The sequence below is a fragment of the Haloarcula pellucida genome (assembly GCF_014647235.1).
GTDB classification, from domain to species: Archaea; Halobacteriota; Halobacteria; order Halobacteriales; family Haloarculaceae; genus Haloarcula; species Haloarcula pellucida.
The window spans coordinates 151604-174925 of sequence record NZ_BMOU01000002.1 but is presented as its reverse complement, the minus strand read 5'-3'; the positions used below and the strand labels follow the sequence as shown (position 1 = coordinate 174925).

The following is a 23322-nucleotide window of genomic DNA, read 5'->3' as shown; positions in this document are numbered from 1 at the left end:
CCTATTGCCATAGCGAGGATAGACGGCAGAGAAGGCGCGAAACCTTTCAAAAAGGGAGCTGACGTTTTATTCGCGGATGGAAAGGGTTTTGCCGACGGACTGAGCATCCACGAGTGGAAATGTCCTCGCGGATATCTGCCGCCCTCCTCATCGTCCTCGTCGCGGTGCTGGCGACGGCGTCAGCCGTGGCGACACCGGCCCTGTCGGACGGCGTCGCTGTCGCCCAGACGTCGCCGACCGAGACGCCGACGCCGGTCACCGAGAACACGACGTTCTACCTCCAGTTACAGTCGAACGGTGACGCGCGCTGGACGATTACCGACACGTACGCGCTCGAAGACCGGAACGACACGGAGGCATTCGAAGAACTCGCCAAACGGTACGTCGACGGTGAGGCCGAAACGGGGTGGGAAACGGCGTTCCGAGAGGCCAACGAGGCCGCGACGGCGGCGACGGGCCGCGAGATGAACATCACCGGGATGAACCGGGACTACGTCGTCAACGCGGACAGCGGGACGCTCGTACTCGAGTTCACCTGGCGCAACTTCGCGACGGTCGAAGACGACCGCCTTATCATCGACGACGCGTTCGACACGCCCAGTGGCACGTGGTTCGACAGCCTCACCGCGAACCAGACGCTCGTCATCTCGGCGCCGACGGGCTACGGCGTCCAGAGTTCACCCCCGACGATGGGTGTCCAGAACGGCGAACTCCGGTTCGTCGGCCCCCGAACGTTCGAACCAGGCTACCTCGAAATCGTCTACACGGGTGACCAGGAGACGTCGGCTCCGGGATCCGAGGAGACGCCGAACGGTGAGTTACTCGGCGACCCGCCGCTGTGGATAGGGGCCGTCCTCATGCTGGTCATCGGACTCGTCGTGGCCGTCGGGTACATGAACCGCGACGACGACGACGACGTGCCGGCGGCCGGAGCGACGAACACGACAGGCGGCGATACTGGGGGGCCCGACGCCGAGGTCGCTACCGGGGCGTCCACGAACGGGTCGGCCGACGAGGCGGCGGTCGACGAGGCAGACGAAGCGGAGGTCGACGTCACCCTGTTGAGCGACGAGGAGCGCGTCGAGCGCCTCCTCGAACAGAACGGGGGCCGGATGAAGCAGGCCCGCATCGTCAAGGAGACGGGGTGGTCGAACGCGAAAGTGTCGCAGTTGCTCTCGGCGATGGACGAGGACGACCGCATCGACAAACTCCGCATCGGCCGGGAGAACCTCATCTCCTTCCCCGACGAGGACGTCACCGAGATAGACGAGTAGTCGTCGTAAACCCCACCGTAGTGGTTTCTGGTTCGGAAACGTTTATTCGCTGTCCGACCCCACTGCGTGGTATGAAAATCCTTGTCACGGTGAAGGAGGTGGCCCACGTCGACGACGAGTTCGAGATAGACGGACTCGGTATCGACGACCGGTACGTCACGTACGACCTCAACGAGTGGGACGACTACGCCGTCGAGGCGGCCGTCCAGATACAGGAGGCCGGCGACGACGTCGAAGTCGTGGCCGTGACTATCGGTGATGCAGACACCGAGGACACGATTCGGCAGGCGCTGGCGAAGGGTGCGGACCGCGCGATTCGGGTCTGGGACGACGCACTCGCCGACGCGGGACTGCTAGACCCCGAGACGAAGGCGCGGCTTATCGCCGCCGTCGCCGCCGAGGAGGACCCCGACCTCGTGCTCACCGGCGTGCAGTCGGCCGACGACGGGTTCGGTGCGACCGGCGTCACGCTCGCCGAACACCTCGGCTTCGAGTGGGGGGCCGTCGTCAACGCTCTCGACCTCGACCGGGAGGCGGGGATCGCACACGTCCACCGCGAACTGGAGGGCAGCGTCGAGGAACTGACCGACGTGGAACTGCCCGCGGTGTTGACGATACAGACCGGCATCAACGAGCCACGGTACGCCAGCCTTCGGGGCATCCGACAGGCCCAGAGCAAGGAACTGGCCGAGTACTCCCTCTCGGACCTCGACCTGACGCCGGCGGACGTCGAGAGCTCGCTGGAGCAGACGGACCTCTACGAACCCGAGAGCGAGAGCGAGGCGACGGTGTTCGAGGGCAGTGCCGAGGAGACGGCCAGCGAGTTGGCTGGTCTGCTCCGTGAGAAGGGGGTGGGTAGCTGATGACGGTCCTCACCGTCGCGGAACACCGCCGGGGCGAACTGCGCGACGTGAGTCTGGAACTGCTGACCGCGGGCCGCGAACTGGCCGACGCGACCGGCGGCGAACTGCACACCGCCGTCATCGGTGGCGACGTCGAGGCGTTCGCCGAGCGACTGAACCGCGTGGGCGTCGACGCGATACACACCGTCGACGAGGGCGAGGAGTTCAACCACGACGTGTACACACAGGTCGTGACCCAACTGGTCGAGGCCGTCGACCCCGACCTGCTCGTCATGCCGAACAGCGTCAACGGCCTCGACTACGCGCCCGCGGTCGCGAGCAGACTGGACTGGCCGCTGGTGACGGACGTGGTCGATCTCGGCTACGACGACGAACTCACCGCGACCCGTGAGCTGTACGGGTCGAAAGTCGAGACGACCATCGACGTCCACGCCGACCGCGCGGCGGTGACGGTCCGGCCCGCCGAGTGGCCGGTCGCCGAGGGGAGCGGCGACGCCACCGTCGAATCGTTCGACGCCGACATCGACGAGTCGGCGGTCAGGTCGACGGTCACCGGATTCGAAGAGGTCGGCGGCGGCGACGTGGACATCACGGACGCCGACGTCCTCGTCTCGGTGGGCCGCGGTATCGAAGAGGAGGAGAACCTCGACATGATATTCGACCTCGCAGAGACGCTTGATGCGACGGTGTCTGCCTCCCGACCGCTCATCGACAACAACTGGCTGGAAAAAGACCGGCAGGTCGGCCAGTCAGGGTCGGTCGTCACGCCCGACGTGTACATCGCCATCGGCATCTCCGGAGCGGTCCAGCACGTCGCCGGCATGAAAGGCAGCGATACCATCGTCGCCATCAACACCGACCCCAACGCGCCCATCTTCGACATCGCCGACTACGGCATCCAGGACGACCTGTTCGACGTCGTGCCCGCACTCATCGAAGAGTTCGGTGGGTAGCGATTCGGGCGTCTCGACAGAGTCTCGTCGGTGGGTTTCTTGCTGTTAGCAGCCTATCGCCGAGGTCGTCATCGAACCCAGCACACAGCAGTCACGTCAATCGAGCGAGCGAGACAACTGCCCAGTCGAGTGTGGAACGCCAGAACGGTCTGCCGTGATCGATGACGCGTAGGGACATACTGGAGAGAGCGCGGTCCTCTCAGATAGTTCGCCTACTCGAACGCCCACTCCGTTTCGATTACTGGCGGGTTCTCACCGATCTAAGTACAACTCCAACAACAAAGCCAAGACAACCGAACAAGACGCCCCACGAGAAAATGAGAAATAGCAATTGTGACAAGAATCGAAATCGTTCTAAAAGTGTGTAGCCTGAGTATTGGGAGACATCAACTATTGCTGTCGAGAAGAAGGCCATAACCGAGCCTACCAGTCCGGTAAGGAGACCTCCGTGAAAGTACGCTACTCCCGCTGCTAACGAGATCGCAAGTATTGTCGTAACTGTTGGGGGCACCGGCCCTCCTCGGGGAGCGAAGGAGCTTGTACCGAAGCTGTTCAAAGAGTATCCAAACCCAAGAGCGAACGCGATAACAGCTGAATAGGTTAATTGAAGCCCTGGGTTAGATTCTTTCTTTCCAAGTAACATGCGAAGCATACTGGTGTTCATGAATTGTCATGAAATGTGAAATGCTGTATTTCTTCTGACTATATTTCGAGAGTCTGAGTACTTATCTCAGATCGAAGAGTTGCTTCCGGATTGCTACTGATTGTAGTCGGTCGCTCTCGACGGCCCCGGTGTTTGAGGGCCGCCCGGACGAGATCGACCGCAGACGGCCGTCCAAGGTCGACGCTGGGCGGGTACTGCGAACACGACACCGGAAGCGGGTCGTCAGGTACTTTTCCGGGTGGTTCTAACTGGTACATAATGGAGTATCTCGAGCGGCGTCGTGACCGCGTCGAGGAGCGACTGGAAGCGGTTCTGGACGGCATCGAGCCAGAAGAACTCGCCGACGAGGTCCGTCACGTCGCGCTCTCGGGTGGGAAACGCGTTCGACCGACAGTGACGGTGCTCGTCTGCGAGGCACTGGGTGGGGAACCGGCCGACGCCGTCGACTTCGCCGTCGGCATCGAACTCGTCCACAACGCCTCGCTGGTCATCGACGACATCATCGACGAGTCCGAGTTGCGCCGCGGGACCCCGGCGGCGTGGGCGGAGTTCGGCCACGGCCCGGCCATCATCTCCTCAGACGGCCTGCTGGGGGAAGCGTTCGCCCTCTTTTCGGCCGACGGACGGGCGATGCAGACCGTCTCAGAGGCGATGGTCGAACTCGGCGAGGGCGAGGCGACGGAACTGGTCGCCCAGCCCACGAACGAGGAGGAGTACATGCAACTGGCCCGCCGTAAGACGGGCGCGCTGTTTCGGGCCGCTGCGGAACTGGGCGCTATCGCCGCCGACGCCGACGGCTACACCGTCGAGGCGGTGGGCGAGTACGCCGAACGAGTCGGCGTGGCCTTCCAAATGCGTGACGACGTCTTAGACGCCACCGCCGACGCCGAGACGCTGGGCAAACCAACGGGCCACGACGCCGAGATGGAGCGCCCGTCGCTGGTCGAGGTGACCGAACTGACCACCGAGGAGGCAAACGACCGTGCCCGCGCGGAGTCCGACGCGGCGCTTGACGCCCTCTCGACAGTGAACGCCCCGGACTCCCAGTCGATGGAATACCTGCGCGACCTAGCGGAGTTCGTCGTCGTCCGCGAGCGGTGAGTAGCAGTACCCGACGACTACCGCTTCGAGACAGCGGCTGGCAGCGCGTCGCTTGATACTCCCGAGAGCCAGAAAGCCCCGGGAGCCTGTCCCGCGTCTCGTCGTCGCCGAAAATCGGCGATCGTCGTGCTGAGGAGAGTGCGTCGTACTCCCGGACCACGACGACGCACGCGAGCGAACGGCGCGCTCGGGGGGTTGCTGGCAGTGCTGGTCGCAGCGGTCCCACGAACCAGCAAGCGACGACACCGAGAACAGCAGGTCTTTAGCCCGCTGTCGACAAATCGAGGGCAATGACAGTCATCGGTATCGTCGGACTACCCGGCAGTGGGAAGAGCGAGGCGGCCAACGTCGCCGCCGACATGGGGGTGCCGGTCGTGACGATGGGCGACGTCATCCGCGAGGAGTGCCGCGACCGAGGGCTAGACCCCGCGACCCACCACGGCGACGTCGCGACGGCCCTGCGCGAGGAGAACGGGCCGGGCGCCATCGCCGAGCGGTCGCTGCCGGTCATCGAACGCGAACGCACCGACGGCGACACCGTTCTCGTCGACGGCATCCGCTCGGACGTGGAAGTCGAGGCGTTCCGCGACGCCTTCGGCGGGGACTTCTTGCTCGTGAAGGTGGACGCTCCCTTCGAACTGCGCGCGGAGCGACTGGACCTGCGCGGCCGTGACGCCGGCCGCGAGGACGGCGGCGAGTCCCTCGAAGACCGGGACGAACGCGAACTGGGCTTTGGCATGGGCGAGGCCATGGAGATGGCCGACCTCGAACTCGACAACACCGAGTCGCTGGCGGCCTTCCAGCGGAAAGTACGCACACTGCTGCGGGAGGGTCCGGAGGCGATCCAGTCGTGAGCGCAGTGTACAGCGTCGACGTCCGCATCACCGCACCGGTCAACGACACCGAGGTGACCGACCGCGTGGCCGACGCGATTCGGAATCTGTTCCCCGAGGCCGATCCCGACCACCGCGAGGGCGAACTCGTCGCGGAGGTACACACGATGGAGGGGTTCTCCGAGGAACTCCACCGCGCGGAGATTCTCGACACAGCGCGCTCGGTCTTTTTCGACTCGCTCTCGGGGGAGACCTTCGCCTTCGACCTGAAGAAACAGGCGGCCTTCGAGGGACGGGTCAACTTCGCCGTCGGCGACCCCTCGGAACTGGGCGACATCCACGTCGAGGTGACCGTCCGTGAACCGGACGCCGAAAGCTACATCGACTACGTCGCGCCGCCGACGGAGGACGGTCGGCCCGTCGATCAGGGATGACGACAGCCCTCTGTTTCGACCTCGACGGGACGCTGGTCCACTATACGCGACCGTACGGCGAGGTGGTGGAATCGACCTTCGCCGCCCACGGTATCGCCCTCGACGATGGCCTCGAAGCCGTCGGGCGGTCGGCCTACCAGCGCGCCTTCGACGCGCTCGAACCGGACCCTCACCGAACGGCGATGGCCGCCGTCGTCGCGGAGGCGGGCGTCGACGCCGACCCCGACGCGATGGCCGAGACACTGCGCGAGAACGACTACGCGGCGACCGAGGTCCCCGACGCCGCTCGGAGCAGTCTCGAAGGCCTCGCCGAGGACAACGAACTCGCCGTCATCACGAACGGCGTCCGCGAGTGGCAGGTCGGGAAACTCGATCACCACGACCTGACCGACCTGTTCGACGTCGTCGTCGCCTCCTACGAGGCCGGCGCGCACAAGCCCGATGCGGCCCCGTTCGACCTCCTGCGTGAGCGCCTGCCCGCCGACGAGTACGTCATGGTCGGCGACGAGTACGAAGCCGACGTAGAGGGCGGGCGAGCCGCCGGGTTCGTCCCCATCCACTACGAGGCGGAGGGGCCGGACCTCTGGGCGACCATCGGGGCGCTGCTCTAGAGTCCGCTGACGAATATCGCCAGCCACTCGCCGAGTTCCCGCCGGCGGGTCACCCGAACCTCCTCGACCCACTTCACCCACTGGAACCCCCGGCGCCCCGGCGCGACGAGTCGGAGCGGGAAGCCGTGGCCGTGCGAGAGCCGCTCGCCGTCCACGTGCGTCGCAAGCAGGGCGCCGCGGGCCGCTTCGAGTGGGAGGCTCCAGCGGTAGCCAGTCACCGAGCGGAACTGCACCCACCTCGCGGCGTCGTCGACGTCGGCCGCGTCCAGCAGGGCACCGACGCCGACGCCCCGCCACTCGTGGCCGGAGTACCACCCGCTCGTACAGTCCAGAACCGCGTCCTCGCTCGTGCCGGTCGGAACGTCGTCGAGCGTGTACGTCCGCTCGCTCTCGACCCGGCCCGTCACCGTCAGTCGCCAGTCGCCAGCGTCGACGGGGTCCGGGTCGTCGGCGACCCAACTGGTCACCGGGAACCGGTTACCCGCGTCGGACCCCTCCTCGCGGGACCCGGTGTAGCGCCGGTCGGCGCCCGCCGTATCGAGCGCGTCGTTGACCTGCCCCTGGAGCCGCCAGACCAGCGCGCCCGCCGTCACGAGGCCGGCGTAGCGGATGGCGTCGCGCCGCCCGCGGCGCGTCACGCTCGACGGCGAGTGGAAGCGATAGCGCAGGTGTGCGAGCAGGAGCGGCGGGACGAGGAGACCGAGACCGACGTGGAGGTGAAACAGCCCCCACGGTCCCAGATCGAGCGACCCGCCGAATATCCACCAGACGCCGGTCGCGAGCGCCGCCGCCGCGTCGACGGCCAGCAGGAGCGAGAAGAGCCGTCGCCCCGTCAGGCGGTCGGGCGCGACCCGCCGGCGGACCCGCCACAGTTTCACCGGGAGCAGGCAGACGAGGACGACCCCCGCGATAGCGTGGAGGTCGACGACCCACGCCGTGCTCGGGGTGCCGGTGAACATCGTCGCCACGCCCGTCGTCAGCAGGACGGCGACGGAAGCGAACAGCCCCCAGTCGACCGCTCGCGGCGACGGGGCGTACCGGCGGACGTCCATACACCCGTGTTGGCCCTCGACGCGCTTATATTGCCGGTCGGTACCGCCGTCGGCGAGTGGGGACGGCGGGAAGGGGCCTCTTACTGCGACTGTGTGACTGTGTGCCCCGTAGACAGGGGTCTCGCGCGGCTTAACCGCCTTCAGCGCCGAACTAGATCCACGATGAAGACACTGCAAACACGACTGCTCGGCGGGCACGTACTCGCCCTGATGACGCTGGTAGCGGCCGATATCGCGGGGTCGACCCCGCTCGTGACCGCCGCGTTCGCCGCGGCGTTCCTCACCCTCGCGGCGCTGTTCGCCGCGATGGCCGGGACGCTGGTCGGCGGCGTCACGGACCGGCCGACGTCGCCGCTGGCGACGAGACGCCCCGGGCAGTAGCGAGACGCACAGCCACGAGACCGGGCTCTTTCAGTACGACCGTTCGAGGACGACGCGGCCGTCGGCGTCACGGACGACGACGGTGTCGCCGCCGTTGTTCCAGACCGCACCCGTCCGGTCCCAGTAGCGGTCGCGCCGGGTGTCGGTGCCGCTCCCCGTGTGGATGGTGACGTTCTCCCCGGCCCCGAGCGTGTAGTTCCGGAAGGTGTAGACGTGGCCGGCCTCGTCCGCGACGGTCCATCCCGTGAGGGACAGCGGGGCGTCGCCGCGGTTCGCGAGGACGACGTACTCGTCGTTCAGGTTCTCGTTGTCGTTGCCGTCGGCGTCGGCGTGGATATCGGTGACGGCCAGTCCCGACTCACTCGCGGTGACCGTCGGCGTCGTCCGGTCGACGGCGGCGGGGTCGACACAGCCCCAGAGACCGCTCCGGGCCTCGCGAGCGGCTGATTCGGCCGCGAGGAAGCGGTCTTTCCGGGAGAAGGGACTCTCGTCGTAGACGCGGGCGCGACCGGTGGCGACGAGACGGTAGTTGAACAGTCGGTCGTCGACGACGACGTACGCTAGCAGTCGGTCGTAGTACCCCCGCCTGTCGGTGTCGGGGTCGAACGCGAGACCGACCGTCTCGCCCAGCAGGCGCTCTTTCGCGAAGTTCGAGGCGGCGACGCCCGCATCGCGGAGGCAACTGGCCCCGGCCTCGGTGTCGGGCACGCCCTCGAACTCCGGGGGGTCGTTCTCGGCGGTGACCTCTGGCGTGTCGACGCCGACCAACCGCACGGTGTCTCTGGTTCCGTTGGCGTACTCGATGCGGATGGTGTCGCCGTCGACGACGGCGGTGACCGACACGTCGGTCGTCGTCTCGGGGAGTGGCCCGGCGTTCGGGACGCCCACGGCGGTCGAATCGGGAGTCCTCGCGGAGTCCGCAGGCACACCGAACCCAGTACACCCGGCGAGGACGACCAGCAACGCGACCACGACACCGGACGGGACTCGTCGCATCGTCGGAGCGACGCGTGCCACGACCACAAGTCTGCCGGGCGGAGTTTATGGTCCTGCACTGAGAGGTCTCGAACGATGCTCGTCCCACTGCCCGTCAGGGAGGTCATGCAGTCACCGGCACGGACTATCGACCCGGACAAGTCCGTCGTGGAAGCCGCGCGACGCCTGCGTGACGAAGGTATCGGCTCGCTCGTCGTCGAGCGAGACGGCGACTGCGTCGGCATCATCACCGAGAGCGATGTCGTCGCCGTCACCGCCGAGGAGGGTGACACCCGCGCGCTGACCGTCGGCGACGTGATGGCAACCGCGCTGGTCACCATCGGCCCCGACGCCGACATCGAGGCGGCGGTCGAACGCCTCCGCACACACGGTGTCAAGAAACTCCCCGTCGTCGAGGACGGCGAACTCGTCGGCATCGTCACGACGACGGACATCTCCCGGTACGTCCCACACCTCGCACACCCGAAACCGTCGCGAGAGGTGAAGCCGGAGCGCAGACGGTTCACCCGGCCGGACACGCTGTACGAGAACGACGACTGGGAGTTCGAGAGCTACGGCACCGCCGACGGCATCGACGTCGGCGACCACGTCCGCTTCTCGAAGACCCTCTCGGAGGTAGACGTCGAGCGGTTCGCGGAGGTCAGCGGCGACACCAACCGCCTCCACCTCGACGACGCGTTCGCCGAAGCGGGTCGGTTCGGCCGCCGCATCGTCCACGGGACGCTCGTCTCCGGCATCATCAGCGCCGCCCTCGCCCGCCTTCCGGGCATGACAATCTACCTCTCGCAGGAACTCAGCTACCGCGGCCCCGTCGACATCGGCGAGCGGGTCACGGCCCACTGCGAGGTGGTCGAGCAGTTGCAGGCGAACCGCTTCCGACTCGCGACGGCCGTCGACGACGCCGACGGCGACTGCGTCGTGGAAGGCGACGCCGTCGTCATCTCGGACCCCATCCCAGAGACCGGGTGAGTGTGCGTGTCGTGTTAACTGGTAGCAATCGTTAAGCACGCGCCGGTACGTGTCATACGTATGGAGGCATTCGAACGGCCGACGTTCGAGACGAGTGCGGCCAGAACGGTGTATCAGTACGTCGAGCGACACGGGACGGCGGCCCGGCACCGGGCGCGGACGGCGACCGAGTTGGACAGCGAGACGTTCGACGAGGCGCTAGAACACCTGCTCTCGAAGGGGTACCTGAAAGACGACGGCGGGACGCTGGCGCTGGCGCTGGACGTCGGCTCCGTCGAAACGCACCAGAACGACGGTATCAGCTACGTGATCCGACCCGCCCAACCGGACGACTTCGAGGGACTGGTCGAGGCCATCCGCGACGTCTCCGCCGAGAGCACCTACGTCGTCGCCGAGAGCGTCGCCGAGCAGTTGCTGTACGAAGACGCCGTCACCCGGCACAACACCGTCCAGTCCCGCGTGTTCTTCGTCGCCACCGTCGACGACGAGGTGGTCGGCTGGTGTCACCTCGACCTGCCGCAACTGGACAAACTCCGGGAGACGGCCCAGTTGACCGTCGGCGTCGTCGAGGACCACCGCGACCACGGCATCGGCAGCCAACTCATGGAGCGTGGAATGGAGTGGGCGCGGGCCAACGGCTACCGGAAACTGTACAACAGCGTCCCGGCCGTCTCCGAGAACGCGCTCTCGTTCCTCGAAGCCCACGGCTGGCACACCGAGGGCATCCGCCGGAACCACTACACCGTCGGCGACGAGGAAGTGGACGAAGTGATGATGGCCTACACGTTCGACTAGGCCAGCAAGAGGACCAGCGCGAGCGCGATCCAGACGATTTTCAGCCCCGTGTTGACGGCGATGACCTTCGAGCCGAACTCCCGGCCCCAGATGCCGTACTGGAACGGGATAGAGCGCTTGAACGTCGAGACGGCGAAGGAGACGATGCCGCCGACGAGCATCGTCGCCACGGCCGTTCGAGCGGTGAAGGTCCCGTTTTCGATCAGCGGTGCGATGACGACGGCCCCCGACGTCGTATCGAGGGCGAAGGCCGCGACGACGGGCACCGCCGCGCCCGGCAGGCCGAGCAGTCCGGTCAGGTCGCTGGCGGCACCGACGACGCTCGCCCCGCCCGCTCCGAACAGCGCGAGCAGTTCCTCGGAGTAGGCCACGAGCAGGGAGACGACGACGTAGATGGCGGCCAGTCGCGGCAGGATGTCCCTGACCTTCGCGACCGTCTCACCGTAGGCCTCGCGGACCTTCGCCTCGCGAGTCTTCGGGCCGTCCGCCGCGTCGTCGACGTCCCGCCCGCCGTCCGGACTCGCCTCGTGGTCGGCAGGGACCCCGGCCGCGTCGACGTTCGACTCGTCCAGCAGGAGCGCCCCCGCCGCGATGCCGGTCAGCGTGATGGCCAGCGCCACGAGGCCGCGCGTCGTCACGTAGAGGACGCCGACTCGCGCGCCGAGAATCGGAATCAGGATGGGTACGTAGAACGTGACGATGTGCTGGGCGAATCCGAAGAACGTGTTTATCGTCACCGCGACCAGCGTCGCCCGGTCGTCCAGCACACCGGACTCCCGGAAGTCCGCGAGCATGCCGTACCCGGCGGTCGGCGAGGCCGTCGTGGTCAGGATGGCCGTCCCCACCTCGTCCGGGAGGTTGGCCGGTTCCGTCAGGTACTGGGAGACGGTCGCTATCTTGTCGACGAGGCCGAACGCCACCGCGAGGTTCGCGAGGAACACGCCCAGCGAGAGGAAGACGGTGATGCGCACCACTCGCTCTGCGACGTCGGCCAACAGGCCCGCGGCCGGGTGTGTCAGCAGGTCGGCGACGAGCGACAGCACGGGTGGCAATCGGGTCGAAGGTGGCAAAGGTCCGTCGGTCGGGGCAGAGAACGACGGCGCTCAGGTCACTAACAGTCGCACGACGCCGAACAGCACCAGCACGCCGAGTACGTCACAGACGTTCGTCACGACGGGGATGACCACGTCGTCCGGGTCCAGTTCGAACCGGTAGGCCGCGTACGTCGTCAGCGTGGTGACGGCGATAGCCAGCACCGCCAGCGTGACGCCGCTTGCGAGTGCGATGGTCACGACCGACACCAACGAGAGACGGGTCCCGCCGAGCGCGCTCTGTAAGCCCCACGCGCCAGCGCCGACCAGCGGGAAGACGGTGACTGCCAGTGCCACGGTGGCGACGGCGTTGCCCGCCAGTCGGTCGTCCGTCGGGTCGAACGACAACAGGCCGAGGTGAAAGGCCGTCGACAGTCGGGCCGCGAGGATACTCCCGAGGTTCCCGGCCATCCCTATCGTGACGGGGACGAGGACGAGCAACGACGGGTATCGCAACAGCACCGACTCGAAGGTGTCGAGGACGAGGCCGCTCCCGAGTTCGATGGCGGTCAGGACGACCAGCACCGGGAACATACGGCGGACGATGCCCCTGACTCGCCACTCCGACCCCGCCACGTCAGGCACCCCCCAGCGCGAGGACGAACCGAGTCGCCGCCAGCAGCGTCGCGATACCGACGACGTCGCCGGTCGTCGTCACGACCGGCCCGGCCAGCGTGTCCGGGTTCAGGCCCCGCCGATAACCGACGAAGACGACGGAGACGACGGCGATAGTGAGGAGAACGCCGGAGACGAAACCGGCCACCAGCGCGATGCCCACGAGGGTCATCAGCGGGGCCGACGGGCGGCCGAGCGCCACCAGCAAGGCGACGGCCAGCACCGCCGCCACGCCGCTGACGAGGACGCCGTTCGCCAGTGCCGCCGCCACCGCCGCGTTCACGCGCTCGTCGGCCAGCGAGAAGCGTGGCTCGACTAACCCCTGGTGCAGCGCTGAGCCGAGTCGTGCACCGAGCGATCCGTAGACGTTCCCGCGGGTCGCCAGCAGCGCCGGCACGAGGACGAGCAACCCCGCGACCCGTTCCAGTTCCGCGTCCATCCCCCCGAGGACGACGCCCGCGAACAGCCCCCCCGCCGCGCTGAGCAGCAACACCGGGATCGACTCCCGATAGGCTTCGATAGCGACCTCGCGGACGGTCATAGTAGGGTTCAACCGGCCCCACTCGCAAAAAGAACGGTGTTCGCGGTTGGGCGGTCCACGGACCGACACGTTCAGGCTCGCAGGGGCCAACGGACGTTCGATGGACGAGCCACGGGTCCTCCTGACGAACGACGATGGCATCGACGCACCGGGGCTTGCGAGCCTCTACGAGGAACTCACTGCCGTCGCGGACGTGACGGTCGTCGCGCCCGCCGAGAACCAGAGCGGCGTCGGTCGGACCCGAAGTCATCGGACCGCTCGCGAGTCCCACCCGTGGGGCTACGCGCTCGACGGCACGCCCGCCGACTGCGTCGCTTACGGCCTGCGCGGCCTCGACGCGTCGTTCGACCTCGTGGTGTCGGGGTGCAACCACGGCCCCAACGCCGGCAACTACGTCGTCGGCCGGTCGGGGACCGTCGGGGCCTGCGTCGAAGCGGGCTTTCTGGGTGTCCCCGGCGTCGCCGTCTCCGCGTACCACTGCAAGGACTTCTTCGTCTCGCCACCCGAGGCCTACGACTTCGACCGCCCGGCCCGCATCGCCACGGAAATCGTCGTCCGGGCGCTCTCGGGCGGGGTCTTCGAGACGGCGGACTTCCTCAACGTCAACGTCCCCGTCGACGTGACCGACCCGGCGATGCGGCCGACCGAACCCTCCCACGACTACGACCTGCAGGTCGAACACGACACCGACTCGCCCGTGGACGAACAGGCCAACACCGGCACCGAGGGCGACATCGCCCTCCGGGACGTGGTCTGGCCCGACACCGTCGGCTGGGAGAATCCCTTCGCGAACGACACCGACCTCGGCGAGCGCTACCCGGTCGGCACCGACCGTCGCGCACTCGTCGACGGGGAGGTCAGCGTCTCGCCGCTGACGGCCCCCGCCGTCGGCGTCCAGTCGACCGCGCTCGAGACGCTGGTAGCGGGGTTCAACGAGAGCGAAGCCGCTCGAAAACGGGCGAACAACGAGGAGTAACCGTCGTCGAGTCGCCGGTCGAGGCCGCTCTCAGAACGGACCCGGACCGCCGCCGCCCATGCCGCCCATACCGCCGCCGCCACCGCCCTGTTGCATCTGTTTCATCATGCGCTCCATGTCGCCGTCGCCCATGCCCTGGAACTGCTTTAGCATCTGTTCCATCTGCTTGTGCTGCTGGAGCAGTTCCCGGATACGCTCTTCAGGCTTGCCGGACCCGCGAGCGATGCGTTCGGTGCGGGACTGGCCGACGACGCGGGGGTTCACCAGTTCCTCCTCGGTCATCGAGTCCATGATGACCTCGAAGTCACGCATTCGCTCTTGGGTGACGTCCATGGCGTTGTCCGGCAACTGGTCCATCAGCCCCCCACCGAGGCCCGGAATCATGTCCATCACCTGGTCTAACGGCCCCATGTTGTTCATCGTCTCCATCTGCTTGCGCATGTCCTTGAGGGTGAACTGCCCCTCCAACATGTCCTCGGGGTCCCAGTCTTCCTCGTCCTCGCCCGTCTCTTCCATCGCCCGCTCGACGCGCTCGGTCAGTTGCTTCAGGTCGCCCATCCCGAGCAGTCGGGAGATGAACCCCGAGGGCTCGAAGCGCTCGATGTCCTTGACCGTCTCACCGGACCCGAGGAAGGCGATGGTCGAGTCCGTCTCGTCGACGGCGGCGAGCGCCCCGCCACCTTTCGCCGTCCCGTCGAGTTTCGTGATGATGACGCCGTCGATGCCGATGGCCTCCTGGAAGTCCGCGGCCTGACTCTTCGCGCTCTGACCCATCGCCGCGTCCAGCACGAGGAGGTTCCGGTCCGGGTTCACCTCGGCTTCGATGCGCTCTATCTGCTCGATGAGTTCCGCGTTCAGCCCGTCGCGACCCGCCGTGTCGACGATGCGCACGTCGGCGTCCTGCGTCGCGTCGAGGCCCTCGCGGGCGATCTTCACGGGGTCGTTCTCGTCGGGGTCGCCGTAGAACTCCACCTCGGCGCGGTCGGCCATCTCCTTGGCCTGGTCGTACGCGCCGGGGCGGTCGGTGTCCGTCTGGATGATAGCCGGTCGAAGCCCCTTCGTCGAGAACCACCACGCCATCTTCGCGGCGGTAGTCGTCTTCCCCGACCCGTAGAGGCCGGCGAGCATGATCGTCTGTTCTTCCAGCGGGAGGTCCGTCGACTCGCCGACGAGGTCGACCAGTTCCTCGTAGACGATGCGGAGCACCCAGTCGCGAGGGGTGGTGCCGGCCGGTGGCTCCTCTTCGAGCGCGCGCGTCTTGATGTTCTGTGAGAGCTCCTGCACCAGCGAGACGTCGACGTCGGCCTGCAACAGCGACCGCTGTATCTCTTTGACGACGTCCTCGATATCCTCCTCGGAGATTCGGGACTTCCCCCGGAGGTCGTCGAGAGTTCCGCGGAGCGAACTCCCAAGATCGTCGAGTACCATTGTTGTGCCGAGGTACGCGACCGCACGGGTAAAGGCTTGTTGTCACCGGGAGTCGGGGCCACGGCGGGGACGAAAGGGACAAGAGGGCCAACCGGTTGGAACCGGTATGGCCGTTCTCGGACAGCTAGCGTACATGCTCGCCTTCCTCGCCGCCGGCGTCGGACTGCGCCGCGCCGGCGTCCTGAACGAGGAGCGGACGAGCCTGCTGACCGGGGTCGCCTTCTACGTCGCCCTCCCGGCGCTCGTGTTCGCCTCGACGTACGACCGACCGCTGGGCGAACTCGTCTCGCCGGCCCTGCTGGGCGGGTTCTGGCTCGTACTCGCGCTGACGCTGGCCGTCGGCTGGGTCGTCCACCGCGACCACGACAGCGACGCCCGGCGGAGCGTCGCCATGGTGCAGTCCTACCACGGAAACATGGGCTTTCTCGGCCTCCCGCTGGTGGCCGCGACGCTCGGAGGCGAGGCCGCCGCCGTCGCCAGCGTCGTCCTCGGCGTCGGCGCGCTGACCCACGTCCCCATCACCGTCTTCCTGCTCGTGCGGTTCAACGACAGCGAGGCGTCGCTCGCGGGAGAACTCCGGGAACTGCTGACCAATCCGGTGCTGGTCGCCCTCGCCGCCGGCATCCTCGCCTCGCTGGCCGGCGTCGGCGTCCCGGCAACGGTCCTCACGGGACTGGAGGCCGTCTCGACGCTCGCACTCCCGCTGGCGCTCGTCTGTGTCGGCGGCACCCTCGATACGGACCTCTCGCCGTCCTCACTGGACGAGAGCGTCGGCGTCGTCGCGATGAAAGTCGTCTGGATGCCCGTCCTGGCGTGGCTGGTGTTCTCCGCGCTCGGTCTCGGTCCGACGGCGCTGGCCGCGGCCGTCGTGATGCTCGGCGTCCCGACGGCCGTCTCGACGTACGTCTACACCAGCGAACTCGGCGGCGACGAGGCGTTCGCGTCGCTGAACGTCTTCACGACGACGCTCGCCTCGCTTGGCACATTGTCGGTGCTGGTCTGGCTGTTCGGGTGACCACATCCTTTTGCTCGCCGGGGTCCCCACCACCGCTATGGGCTATCATCACCTCGACCCCGAGGACCTCCCCGAGACCGAGGACTACCCCTGTGACCGACGGGGCATCTCCGACGCCGCCGAACTCCACACGCTCCACGCCGCCACCTACGAGATGGCACCCGGCGAGCAGTTGCCCCGGACCTACCACTACCACCAGCAACGCGAGGAGCTGTTCTACGTCGTTTCGGGGACGCTCCGCGTCGAGACGCCGGAGAGGGAGTTCGTCGTACCGGCGGGCGACGTGTTCGTCGCCGAACCGGAGAGCCCCCATCGGGCGTTCAATCCCGCGGACGCGGCGGAGTCCGTGAAAGTGCTGGGCGTCGGCGCGCCGAAGACGGACATCGCGCTCCCCTACGACGCCGACGGCTGACGGCTTTCACCTACGCTTTTGCCCCCTCCCCGCCCAGACCCTCTCATGACGAACAAACAGGCAGTCCAGCAGCAACTCGTAGACAGCGGCGTCACGGCCGTCCTCCGTGGTATTCCCGAGGAGAAGATGGTCGACGTGGCGAAAGCCGTCCACGAGGGCGGTGTCACAGCGCTCGAACTCACCGCCGACGCCAAGCGCTGTTCGGACATGATCGCGGCCGTCGACAAGGAACTCGAAGGCACCGACGCCGTCATCGGCGCCGGCACCGTCATGGACGCCGCCGCCGCGCGCAACGTCATCGAGGCCGGCGCGGAGTTCGTCCTCGCGCCCAACCTCAACGAGGACGTCGTCGACGTCTGCAACCGCGAGGGCGTCGTCTGCGTCCCCGGCGTGATGACGCCCACCGAGGCCGCCGACGCGATGGAAGCCGGCGCTGACATCCTGAAGATGTTCCCCGCCTCGACCGTCGGCCCGGGCCACATCGGCGCGCTCCAGGGACCGCTCGGCGACGTCCCGATCATGCCGACCGGCGGCGTCTCCACGGACAACGTCGCGGAGTACTTCGATGCAGGTGCCGTCGCCGTCGGCGCTGGCTCTGCGCTCGTCGACTACGAGGCCATCGCAAACGACGACATGGAGCAGGTCCGGGAGAGCGCCGCCGAGTTCGTCGAAGCCGTCGAGGCCGCCAGAGAGTAGCGTGGTTCCGACTGCAAGGAGGAACCACGTTCAGGCGACGCGGTGAGCGGAACGAACCGCGAAGCAGTAGCGAACCACCTCCCGGTGGTCGGAGCCTCGAACGCGAACGGGGAGCGCGAGACGATCCGAGACGGACGCGCAGATGCCGTTTTTTCGTCGCGACGTCGACAGCGGACAGCACTCGCGCTCACTGTCCGAACGTATGGAAACAATTATGAAATAGTATTTCACAAATCTTCTCCATGGTGACGGATGGCGAAGCACTCAGGGGAACAGCGTCGGCGCGGTGGGGTCGCGTCGGAACCAGATCGGGGCGTTCAGCCGATCGAAGAGACGCAGTTCGGCGGGTGAGCGGATGAGCGACGACGACATCCTGAGCGTCGTTCGGTCGGTGACGCCGGCGTTCGTCCGCCGGAGTTTCGCGCTCAAGTTCTTCATCGCGCTGCTGTGTATCGGCGTTCTCGTGGGGAGCGTCGGGGCCGTCGGTACCCAGCAGATGACCGCCGAGTTCGAACAACAGGTGCTCGACGAACACGCGACGACGGCCAAGCAGGAGGCCGATAGCCTCTCGAACTGGAACACGCAGAACTCGTTGTTCGTCGAGACGATGGCCCGCTCGCGGCCAGTCCGGGCCGGAAACATCTCGGCGATTCAGTCGCAGTTCGATCGAGAGCTACGCGAACGCGAGTTCGACGGGGACGACCAGCCGAACCTCCACTACGTCGACACCGACGAGGGCGTCGTCGCCGCCTCGACGAAGTCGAACTACCGTGGCGAGTCCGTCGACATCCTGAACGAGACAGTCAGGACCGCCCTCGACGGCGGGTCCGGGACGGTCGTCACCGAGGCCTACACCGACACGCCGACGCTCGAATCGCCACAGCCACGCATCGCCTACGTTACGCCCGCAGACAACGGGGCCGGCGACGTGGTGATATACACCGTCCCGCTGCAACAGCGCACCGGGACGCTCTCTGGCACCGGCAGTAGCACCACGCTCGTGGTCGACGGTTCGAACGACGTCCTGTTCCACCAGTTGAACACCGACCTGTTCCTCCAGCCCTACGGCGAGGACAACGGCGCGCCGGCCGCGGCCCGTGAGAGCGGCCCCGCCGATCCCGGTGCGCTCCGGGCCGGGCCCGCGAACGCGGCGCTCGATGGCTCCGCGAGCATGGCCGGCAAGGAGTACGTCGTCGGCTACGCGCAAGTGCTTGACACGGACTGGGTCGTGCTCGTCCACACCGACGTCCAGACGGCCTACGGCACCGTCCGGAGCGTCGCCGACCGTGGCCTGCTGGCGACGGTGCTGGGCATCGCCGCAGTCGGGGCCATCGGCGCCGTCCTCGGTCGCAACACTGCCAGCGCGCTCAACCGCCTGACTCGCAAGACCGAACGGATGCAGGCGGGCGAACTCGACGTCGAAATCGAGTCCGGCCGCATCGACACTGTCGGGCGCCTCTACGACGGGTTCGGGGCGATGCGAGACGCCTTACAGGACCGTATCGACGAAGCCGAACGCGAGCGCAAGCGCGCGGAAGTCGCCCACGAAGAGGTCGTCGAGACGAACGCCTATCTGCAGGAGACGGCCGCCACGTACTCCGAAGTGATGGCACAGGCCGCCGCCGGCGACCTGACCCAACGCATGGAAACCGACGGCCAGCACGACGCGATGGACGCCATCGCGACTGACTTCAACGAGATGATTGCGGAACTTGAGAAGACGACCGGTCAACTCAAGAGCTTCGCCGGACAGGTCGAAGAGTCCGGGGAGGTGGTCGGAGCCAGCGCCGCCAGCGTCACGGACGCAGCCGAGCAGGTGGCCGAGTCCATCCAGAAGATCTCCGAGGACGCTACCGGCCAGCGCGAGCGCCTGCAGGAGGCCACCGAGACGGTCGACGCGGCCGTCGTCGCTCTCGAGGACGGCGACATCGAGCGCGCCCGCGACAGCCTCGGCGACGTCGCCGGGACGCTCAACGAGGTGGCCGACGCCACCGACCACACGATGTCCGAGGCCGAGAACGTCGCCGGCGCCGCCGAGGAACAGGCCGCCGAACTCAACGAGGTCAGCCAGCGGGCCGACGAACTCGTCCGCTACGTCAAACCGCTGTACGACGTCCTCGACCGCTTCGAGACCGAATCCGAACACCAGTTTGTCTTCACCGGCGGCCCCTCGCTGGGCGGGGGCGAGACGGACGACTGACGCCGCCCCGGACCGGGGCCGCCCGGCTCAGTGGTCGGCCTCGTGGGGGTGCAGTTCCGTGCCGTACTGCTCGGCGTGGTCCGCGTAGTCGATGAACCGCGGGGCGTCGGGGTCGAACGGGCGTTCCAGCGACTCGAAGGCCTTCTTCTTGTCCCAGCTCTGGAGGCCGCCGATGGCACTGCGGTCCTCTAAGTCGTGGTAGTCGAGGTCCGGTTCGGTCAACTCCCAGGCCCGGAGGCCCTGCTCGGTCCGGACGATGACCGAGGAGTACTCGTCGCTCGACCCGACGGAGCCGACGGTGAGGTCCGCACAGTAGCCCGTGAAGTCGGCGCACTCGTCACACCCCTTGAGCGCGGCGTCGTGGAACGCCTCGACGTCCTCGACGAGGATGGGGTCGCCGTCGTGGTCGTACACCCGCATCTCGCCGTCGAGGACGTCCAGTTTGCCGATATCCTCCGGCTGGACGTCCCGTTTCTCCGCGAGTTGCTCGCCGATGAGCGAGTAATAGTTGAAGTTCTTCGTACACATCAGGGCGATAGTGTAGTCGATCGCCCGGACGCCGTCCTCCTGGGCCGCGTAGTCCCACTCGAAGTCCTGCAGGGCGCGGATGCCCTCGATTTCACACGGCGTGCCGACGAGCGCGAGCGACGCCTCGGAGAGCGGGACGCCGAGTTTGTGCGCCCACTGCGAGAGGTCCAGATTGCCCAGCGCCAGCGTCTGGTTGTAGAAGCTCCCGGCGTTCTCGATGCACTCCTCGGGCGTCGTCGCGAGGAACGACTCGGCCTTCCAGGGCTCCTCGTCGCTCTCGGTGGCGACGAGCGCGCCGTCTATCTCGTCGGCCTCCAGCAGGTGACAGAGTACGGACGTGACCAGACCGCCGTCTTGGGCGTTCTCGCGCCAGTCGTCTTCGACCTTCGCCGAGAACTCCGTGATGGGGTCGCCGGCGCCCTTCACGTTGTCCTCGCCGCCAGTAATCTTCCACTGGCGCTCGTAGCGCAGGCCGCCGCGCGGGCACATGTCCCAGCACAGCGAACACCCCGTGCACATCTTGACAAGTTTCGGCAGGTCGTCCTCGCCGATGCCGATGGAGTCGCTGGGGCAGGCGGCGACGCAGGTGCCACACTGGATACACCGGTCGTTCTGAATGACCGCTTCGTCGAGTTCCATGAACCACGTCTTCCCGTCGGGTTCCTCGATGTCGCTCATCTCGGCGCGGATGCCGTACCCCGGCGTGTCCAACTCGACGCCGTCGGGGACGTTCACGCGCTCGTCGGGTCGGCCGTCCTCGACGTCCTGACTGACGCCCGCGGCGGGTTCGGTGAACTCCACGGGCTTGAGTTTGCCGTGCTCGTCGACGTTGCTCGCTGTGGCGCCGCCGTCGGGTCGGACGGCCTCGTCGTGGCCGCCACAGCCACACGAGTCGCCACAGCCACACCCGGCGTCGGCCGAGTCCGTCGACGGAACGCCCGGCAACGGCCCGGTGTCCCGCCCACCGTCGGTGACGAGTCGGCGCTCGCCACGGTCGTCGTCACACTCGTCGGAGGGCGCTCCTTCGATGAGTTCCGGAGCGGCGTCGGCCGGCGCGACCTGCCCTCGCTCTCGCTCGTCGTCAGTCATCGTCGGCCACCTCCTCGCGGGCCACGCCACCGACGACGGTGGCGTCTGCCCGCTGCATAATCGACCGCAGACGGTCGTTTTCGACCCGGCGACACCACTGATAGAAGCGCTCGCCGTCCTCGCGTTCGGCGGCGTACCGCTCGAACAGTTCTTCGAGAGCAGGTATCACGGCGTCGGCGGGGACGGCGTGTTCGACCCAGTCTAAGAACTCGTTGTCCGACCCTAGACTTCCGCCGAGGCCGAAGTCCATCCCCTCGACGATGTCGACGGCTTCGCCGTCTGCACGAGGCGTCTCCGACGCCTCGCCGTTGTCCCCCTCCTCGTTGGTCGTCCCTTCGGGGTCGTCGATTTGGACCGTCTCGCCGCGGAAGCCGATGTCGGCTATCTGTGGCTGGGCGCAGGAGGCCGAACACCCGGACATGTGCATCCGGACCACGTCGAGGTCGTCGGGCGTGTCGATTCGTTTGTCGAGCGCTTTCGCCCACCGGCGAACCCGCTGTTTCGTCTCGATGATGCCGTAGTTGCAAAACTCCGACCCGGTACAGCCCACGGCACCGCGGGAGAACGGGCCGGGGTCGGGCCGGTAGTTCCGGGCGAACGGTTCGTTCAGCAGGTCGCCGACGTGCGTCTCGGGGACGTGGGTGACGAGGAAGTTCTGGTCGGTCGCCAGCCGAACCGACGCCTCGTCGGTGCCGTACGTCTCGGCGGCGTCGGCCGCCGCGGCGAACTCGTCGCCGCCCATCCGGCCCGCGACGACGTTGAAGCCGACGTACTTCAGGCCGTCTTCGCGCTGGTCGTGGACGCCGACGTGGTCGCCGCGGTACCCCTCCGTGAGGTCGGTCCCACGCGTCGGCAAGTCGACGGTACAGCGGTCCTTGACTGCCTCCTCGAACGTTTCGGCCCCCATCTGCTGGACGAGGTAGCGCATCCGGCAGACGCCCCGATTCGACCGGTCGCCCAGTTCCTTGAACGTCTGGGCGACGGCCCGGCAGAACTCCACGGCGTCCTCGGGCGGGACGAACACGTCGAGGTCCGAGGCCATCCGGGGGCCGTCCGAGAGGCCGCCGCCGACCCTGACGTGAAAGCCGTACTGTGGCGCGCCGCCCACCTCGCGTTTCGCGGGCGTCATCCCCACGTCGTTTATCTGGGACTGGGCGCAGTCGGCCCGACAGCCGGTGATGGTCATCTTGAACTTCCGCGGGAGGTTGGCGTACTCGCGGTTCTCGGTGAAGTACGCCGAGACGGCGTCGACGACTGGTTGGGCGTCGAAGCACTCGTGGTCGTTCAGGCCGGCGGCGGGACACCCGAGGACGTTGCGCGCGGAGTCGCCACAGCCCTGAATCGTCGTCAGTCCCACCTCGTCGTACCGGGCCCATATCTCGGGGACGTCCTCGACTGCTATCCAGTGCATCTGGACGTCCTGCCGGGTCGTGATGTCCAGAAAGGCGTCGCCCCAGACCGCGTTCTGGTCGGCGCCGCCGTGTTCCTCGGGTGCCGTGGCGAACTCCTCGGCCACCTCGCCGACGACGCGGGCCTGTTCGGGCGTCAGACGGCCGCCGGGGACCTTCGTCCGTAGCATGAAGTACCCGTCCTGCTGGCCGTGGGCGTACAGCCCCGCCCACTTCAGGCGCTCCCACTCGCCGTCGCCGGCCGCGGCCGCTATCTCCTCGAAGCTCATCTCCGCGTCGGCGTACCGCTTGACGTCCTCGACGACGTCGAGTGGGTGTTTCTCCTGTTTCCATCGTTCGACAGTGTTCATTGGAAGTCCACCTCTGGGGGTCGTGGTATGGTACACAACACCACGC

General features: G+C 67.3%; 23 protein-coding genes. 15 read left to right on the top strand and 8 right to left on the bottom strand.

The features are described from left to right. The first annotated feature begins 119 nt into the window (after window positions 1-119). The 7 genes from IEY28_RS07540 to IEY28_RS07510 all read left to right on the top strand — a co-directional run bounded on the left by IEY28_RS07540 (window position 120) and on the right by IEY28_RS07510 (window position 6733). Window positions 120-1274 (top strand): helix-turn-helix transcriptional regulator, encoded by a 1155-nt coding sequence (locus IEY28_RS07540; protein ID WP_188996004.1) that lies wholly within the window; start codon window positions 120-122, stop codon window positions 1272-1274. Between the two features lie 71 nt (window positions 1275-1345). Then, on the top strand, window positions 1346-2137 hold the full coding sequence (locus IEY28_RS07535; RefSeq protein ID WP_188996002.1) for an electron transfer flavoprotein subunit beta/FixA family protein: 792 nt from the start codon (window positions 1346-1348) through the stop codon (window positions 2135-2137). Next, a complete protein-coding gene (locus tag IEY28_RS07530) occupies window positions 2137-3090 on the top strand; it encodes an electron transfer flavoprotein subunit alpha/FixB family protein (protein WP_188996000.1) in 954 nt (317 codons plus the stop codon). Before IEY28_RS07535 ends, IEY28_RS07530 begins: the two co-directional genes overlap by 1 nt. 922 nt (window positions 3091-4012) lie before the next feature. After that, window positions 4013-4855 carry a polyprenyl synthetase family protein gene (locus tag IEY28_RS07525; protein WP_188995998.1) on the top strand — a complete coding sequence of 281 codons (843 nt, stop codon included), beginning with the start codon at window positions 4013-4015 and terminating at the stop codon, window positions 4853-4855. A gap of 290 nt (window positions 4856-5145) precedes the next feature. Next, window positions 5146-5709, top strand: coding sequence for an AAA family ATPase (locus IEY28_RS07520; protein ID WP_188995996.1), 564 nt, complete (start codon window positions 5146-5148; stop codon window positions 5707-5709). Then, a complete protein-coding gene (locus IEY28_RS07515; protein ID WP_188995994.1) occupies window positions 5706-6122 on the top strand; it encodes an RNA-binding domain-containing protein in 417 nt (138 codons plus the stop codon). The genes IEY28_RS07520 and IEY28_RS07515 overlap by 4 nt, the downstream gene beginning before the upstream one ends. After that, on the top strand, window positions 6119-6733 hold the full coding sequence (locus tag IEY28_RS07510; protein ID WP_188995992.1) for an HAD family hydrolase: 615 nt from the start codon (window positions 6119-6121) through the stop codon (window positions 6731-6733). The genes IEY28_RS07515 and IEY28_RS07510 overlap by 4 nt, the downstream gene beginning before the upstream one ends. Here the strand turns inward: IEY28_RS07510 and IEY28_RS07505 are convergent. Further along, window positions 6730-7785 (bottom strand): molybdopterin-dependent oxidoreductase, encoded by a 1056-nt coding sequence (locus IEY28_RS07505; RefSeq protein WP_188995990.1) that lies wholly within the window; start codon window positions 7783-7785, stop codon window positions 6730-6732. The genes IEY28_RS07510 and IEY28_RS07505 overlap by 4 nt on opposite strands. Before the next feature lie 162 nt (window positions 7786-7947). On the opposite strand from IEY28_RS07505, the gene IEY28_RS07500 reads away from it, so the two are divergent. After that, window positions 7948-8166, top strand: a complete 219-nt coding sequence (locus IEY28_RS07500) for a hypothetical protein (RefSeq protein ID WP_188995988.1) — start codon at window positions 7948-7950, stop codon at window positions 8164-8166. A gap of 30 nt (window positions 8167-8196) precedes the next feature. Here IEY28_RS07500 and IEY28_RS07495 read toward each other — a convergent pair whose 3' ends face one another. Continuing rightward, the gene (locus IEY28_RS07495) at window positions 8197-9162 is read right to left on the bottom strand and encodes a lamin tail domain-containing protein (protein ID WP_188995986.1); all 966 of its coding nucleotides are present in this window, start codon (window positions 9160-9162) and stop codon (window positions 8197-8199) included. Window positions 9163-9237: 75 nt separating this feature from the next. Between IEY28_RS07495 and IEY28_RS07490 the strand changes: the two genes are divergently transcribed. Both IEY28_RS07490 and IEY28_RS07485 read left to right on the top strand, forming a co-directional pair. Further along, entirely contained in the window at window positions 9238-10131 is an 894-nt protein-coding gene (locus IEY28_RS07490) for a CBS domain-containing protein (RefSeq protein WP_188995984.1), read from the top strand. A 60-nt stretch (window positions 10132-10191) separates the two neighbouring features. Continuing rightward, a complete protein-coding gene (locus IEY28_RS07485; RefSeq protein ID WP_188995982.1) occupies window positions 10192-10926 on the top strand; it encodes a GNAT family N-acetyltransferase in 735 nt (244 codons plus the stop codon). Here the strand turns inward: IEY28_RS07485 and IEY28_RS07480 are convergent. The 3 genes from IEY28_RS07480 to IEY28_RS07470 are packed head-to-tail and all read right to left on the bottom strand — an operon-like array spanning window position 10923 to window position 13173. Beyond that, a complete protein-coding gene (locus IEY28_RS07480) occupies window positions 10923-11969 on the bottom strand; it encodes a nucleoside recognition protein (protein WP_188995980.1) in 1047 nt (348 codons plus the stop codon). The two genes, IEY28_RS07485 and IEY28_RS07480, sit on opposite strands and share 4 nt — an antisense overlap. Window positions 11970-12029: 60 nt before the next feature. After that, entirely contained in the window at window positions 12030-12551 is a 522-nt protein-coding gene (locus IEY28_RS07475) for a magnesium transporter (RefSeq protein WP_244995580.1), read from the bottom strand. Window positions 12552-12594: 43 nt separating this feature from the next. Continuing rightward, window positions 12595-13173 (bottom strand): magnesium transporter, encoded by a 579-nt coding sequence (locus tag IEY28_RS07470; RefSeq protein ID WP_166966652.1) that lies wholly within the window; start codon window positions 13171-13173, stop codon window positions 12595-12597. Between the two features lie 100 nt (window positions 13174-13273). Here IEY28_RS07470 and surE point away from each other — a divergent pair, with 100 nt between their 5' ends. Continuing rightward, a complete protein-coding gene (surE, locus tag IEY28_RS07465; RefSeq protein WP_188995976.1) occupies window positions 13274-14149 on the top strand; it encodes a 5'/3'-nucleotidase SurE in 876 nt (291 codons plus the stop codon). Between the two features lie 30 nt (window positions 14150-14179). On the opposite strand, the gene IEY28_RS07460 is transcribed toward surE, so the two are convergent. Beyond that, window positions 14180-15577, bottom strand: a complete 1398-nt coding sequence (locus tag IEY28_RS07460) for a signal recognition particle protein Srp54 (RefSeq protein ID WP_188995974.1) — start codon at window positions 15575-15577, stop codon at window positions 14180-14182. A gap of 106 nt (window positions 15578-15683) precedes the next feature. On the opposite strand from IEY28_RS07460, the gene IEY28_RS07455 reads away from it, so the two are divergent. From IEY28_RS07455 to IEY28_RS07440, 4 genes are all read left to right on the top strand, one after another. Further along, on the top strand, window positions 15684-16592 hold the full coding sequence (locus IEY28_RS07455) for an AEC family transporter (protein WP_188995972.1): 909 nt from the start codon (window positions 15684-15686) through the stop codon (window positions 16590-16592). Window positions 16593-16629: 37 nt separating this feature from the next. Beyond that, window positions 16630-17004: a cupin domain-containing protein gene (locus tag IEY28_RS07450; RefSeq protein ID WP_188995969.1), complete on the top strand. Its 375-nt coding sequence runs from the start codon at window positions 16630-16632 to the stop codon at window positions 17002-17004. Window positions 17005-17049: 45 nt separating this feature from the next. Then, a complete protein-coding gene (locus IEY28_RS07445; RefSeq protein ID WP_188995968.1) occupies window positions 17050-17700 on the top strand; it encodes a bifunctional 4-hydroxy-2-oxoglutarate aldolase/2-dehydro-3-deoxy-phosphogluconate aldolase in 651 nt (216 codons plus the stop codon). A gap of 355 nt (window positions 17701-18055) precedes the next feature. Next, window positions 18056-19900 carry a PDC sensor domain-containing protein gene (locus tag IEY28_RS07440; RefSeq protein WP_188995965.1) on the top strand — a complete coding sequence of 615 codons (1845 nt, stop codon included), beginning with the start codon at window positions 18056-18058 and terminating at the stop codon, window positions 19898-19900. A 27-nt stretch (window positions 19901-19927) separates the two neighbouring features. On the opposite strand, the gene IEY28_RS07435 is transcribed toward IEY28_RS07440, so the two are convergent. Both IEY28_RS07435 and IEY28_RS07430 read right to left on the bottom strand, forming a co-directional pair. Further along, complete coding sequence (locus IEY28_RS07435; protein WP_188995963.1) at window positions 19928-21517, bottom strand: Coenzyme F420 hydrogenase/dehydrogenase, beta subunit C-terminal domain; 1590 nt, start codon at window positions 21515-21517, stop codon at window positions 19928-19930. Further along, a complete protein-coding gene (locus IEY28_RS07430; protein WP_188995961.1) occupies window positions 21510-23276 on the bottom strand; it encodes a nitrite/sulfite reductase in 1767 nt (588 codons plus the stop codon). Before IEY28_RS07430 ends, IEY28_RS07435 begins: the two co-directional genes overlap by 8 nt. Window positions 23277-23322 lie beyond the last annotated feature (46 nt).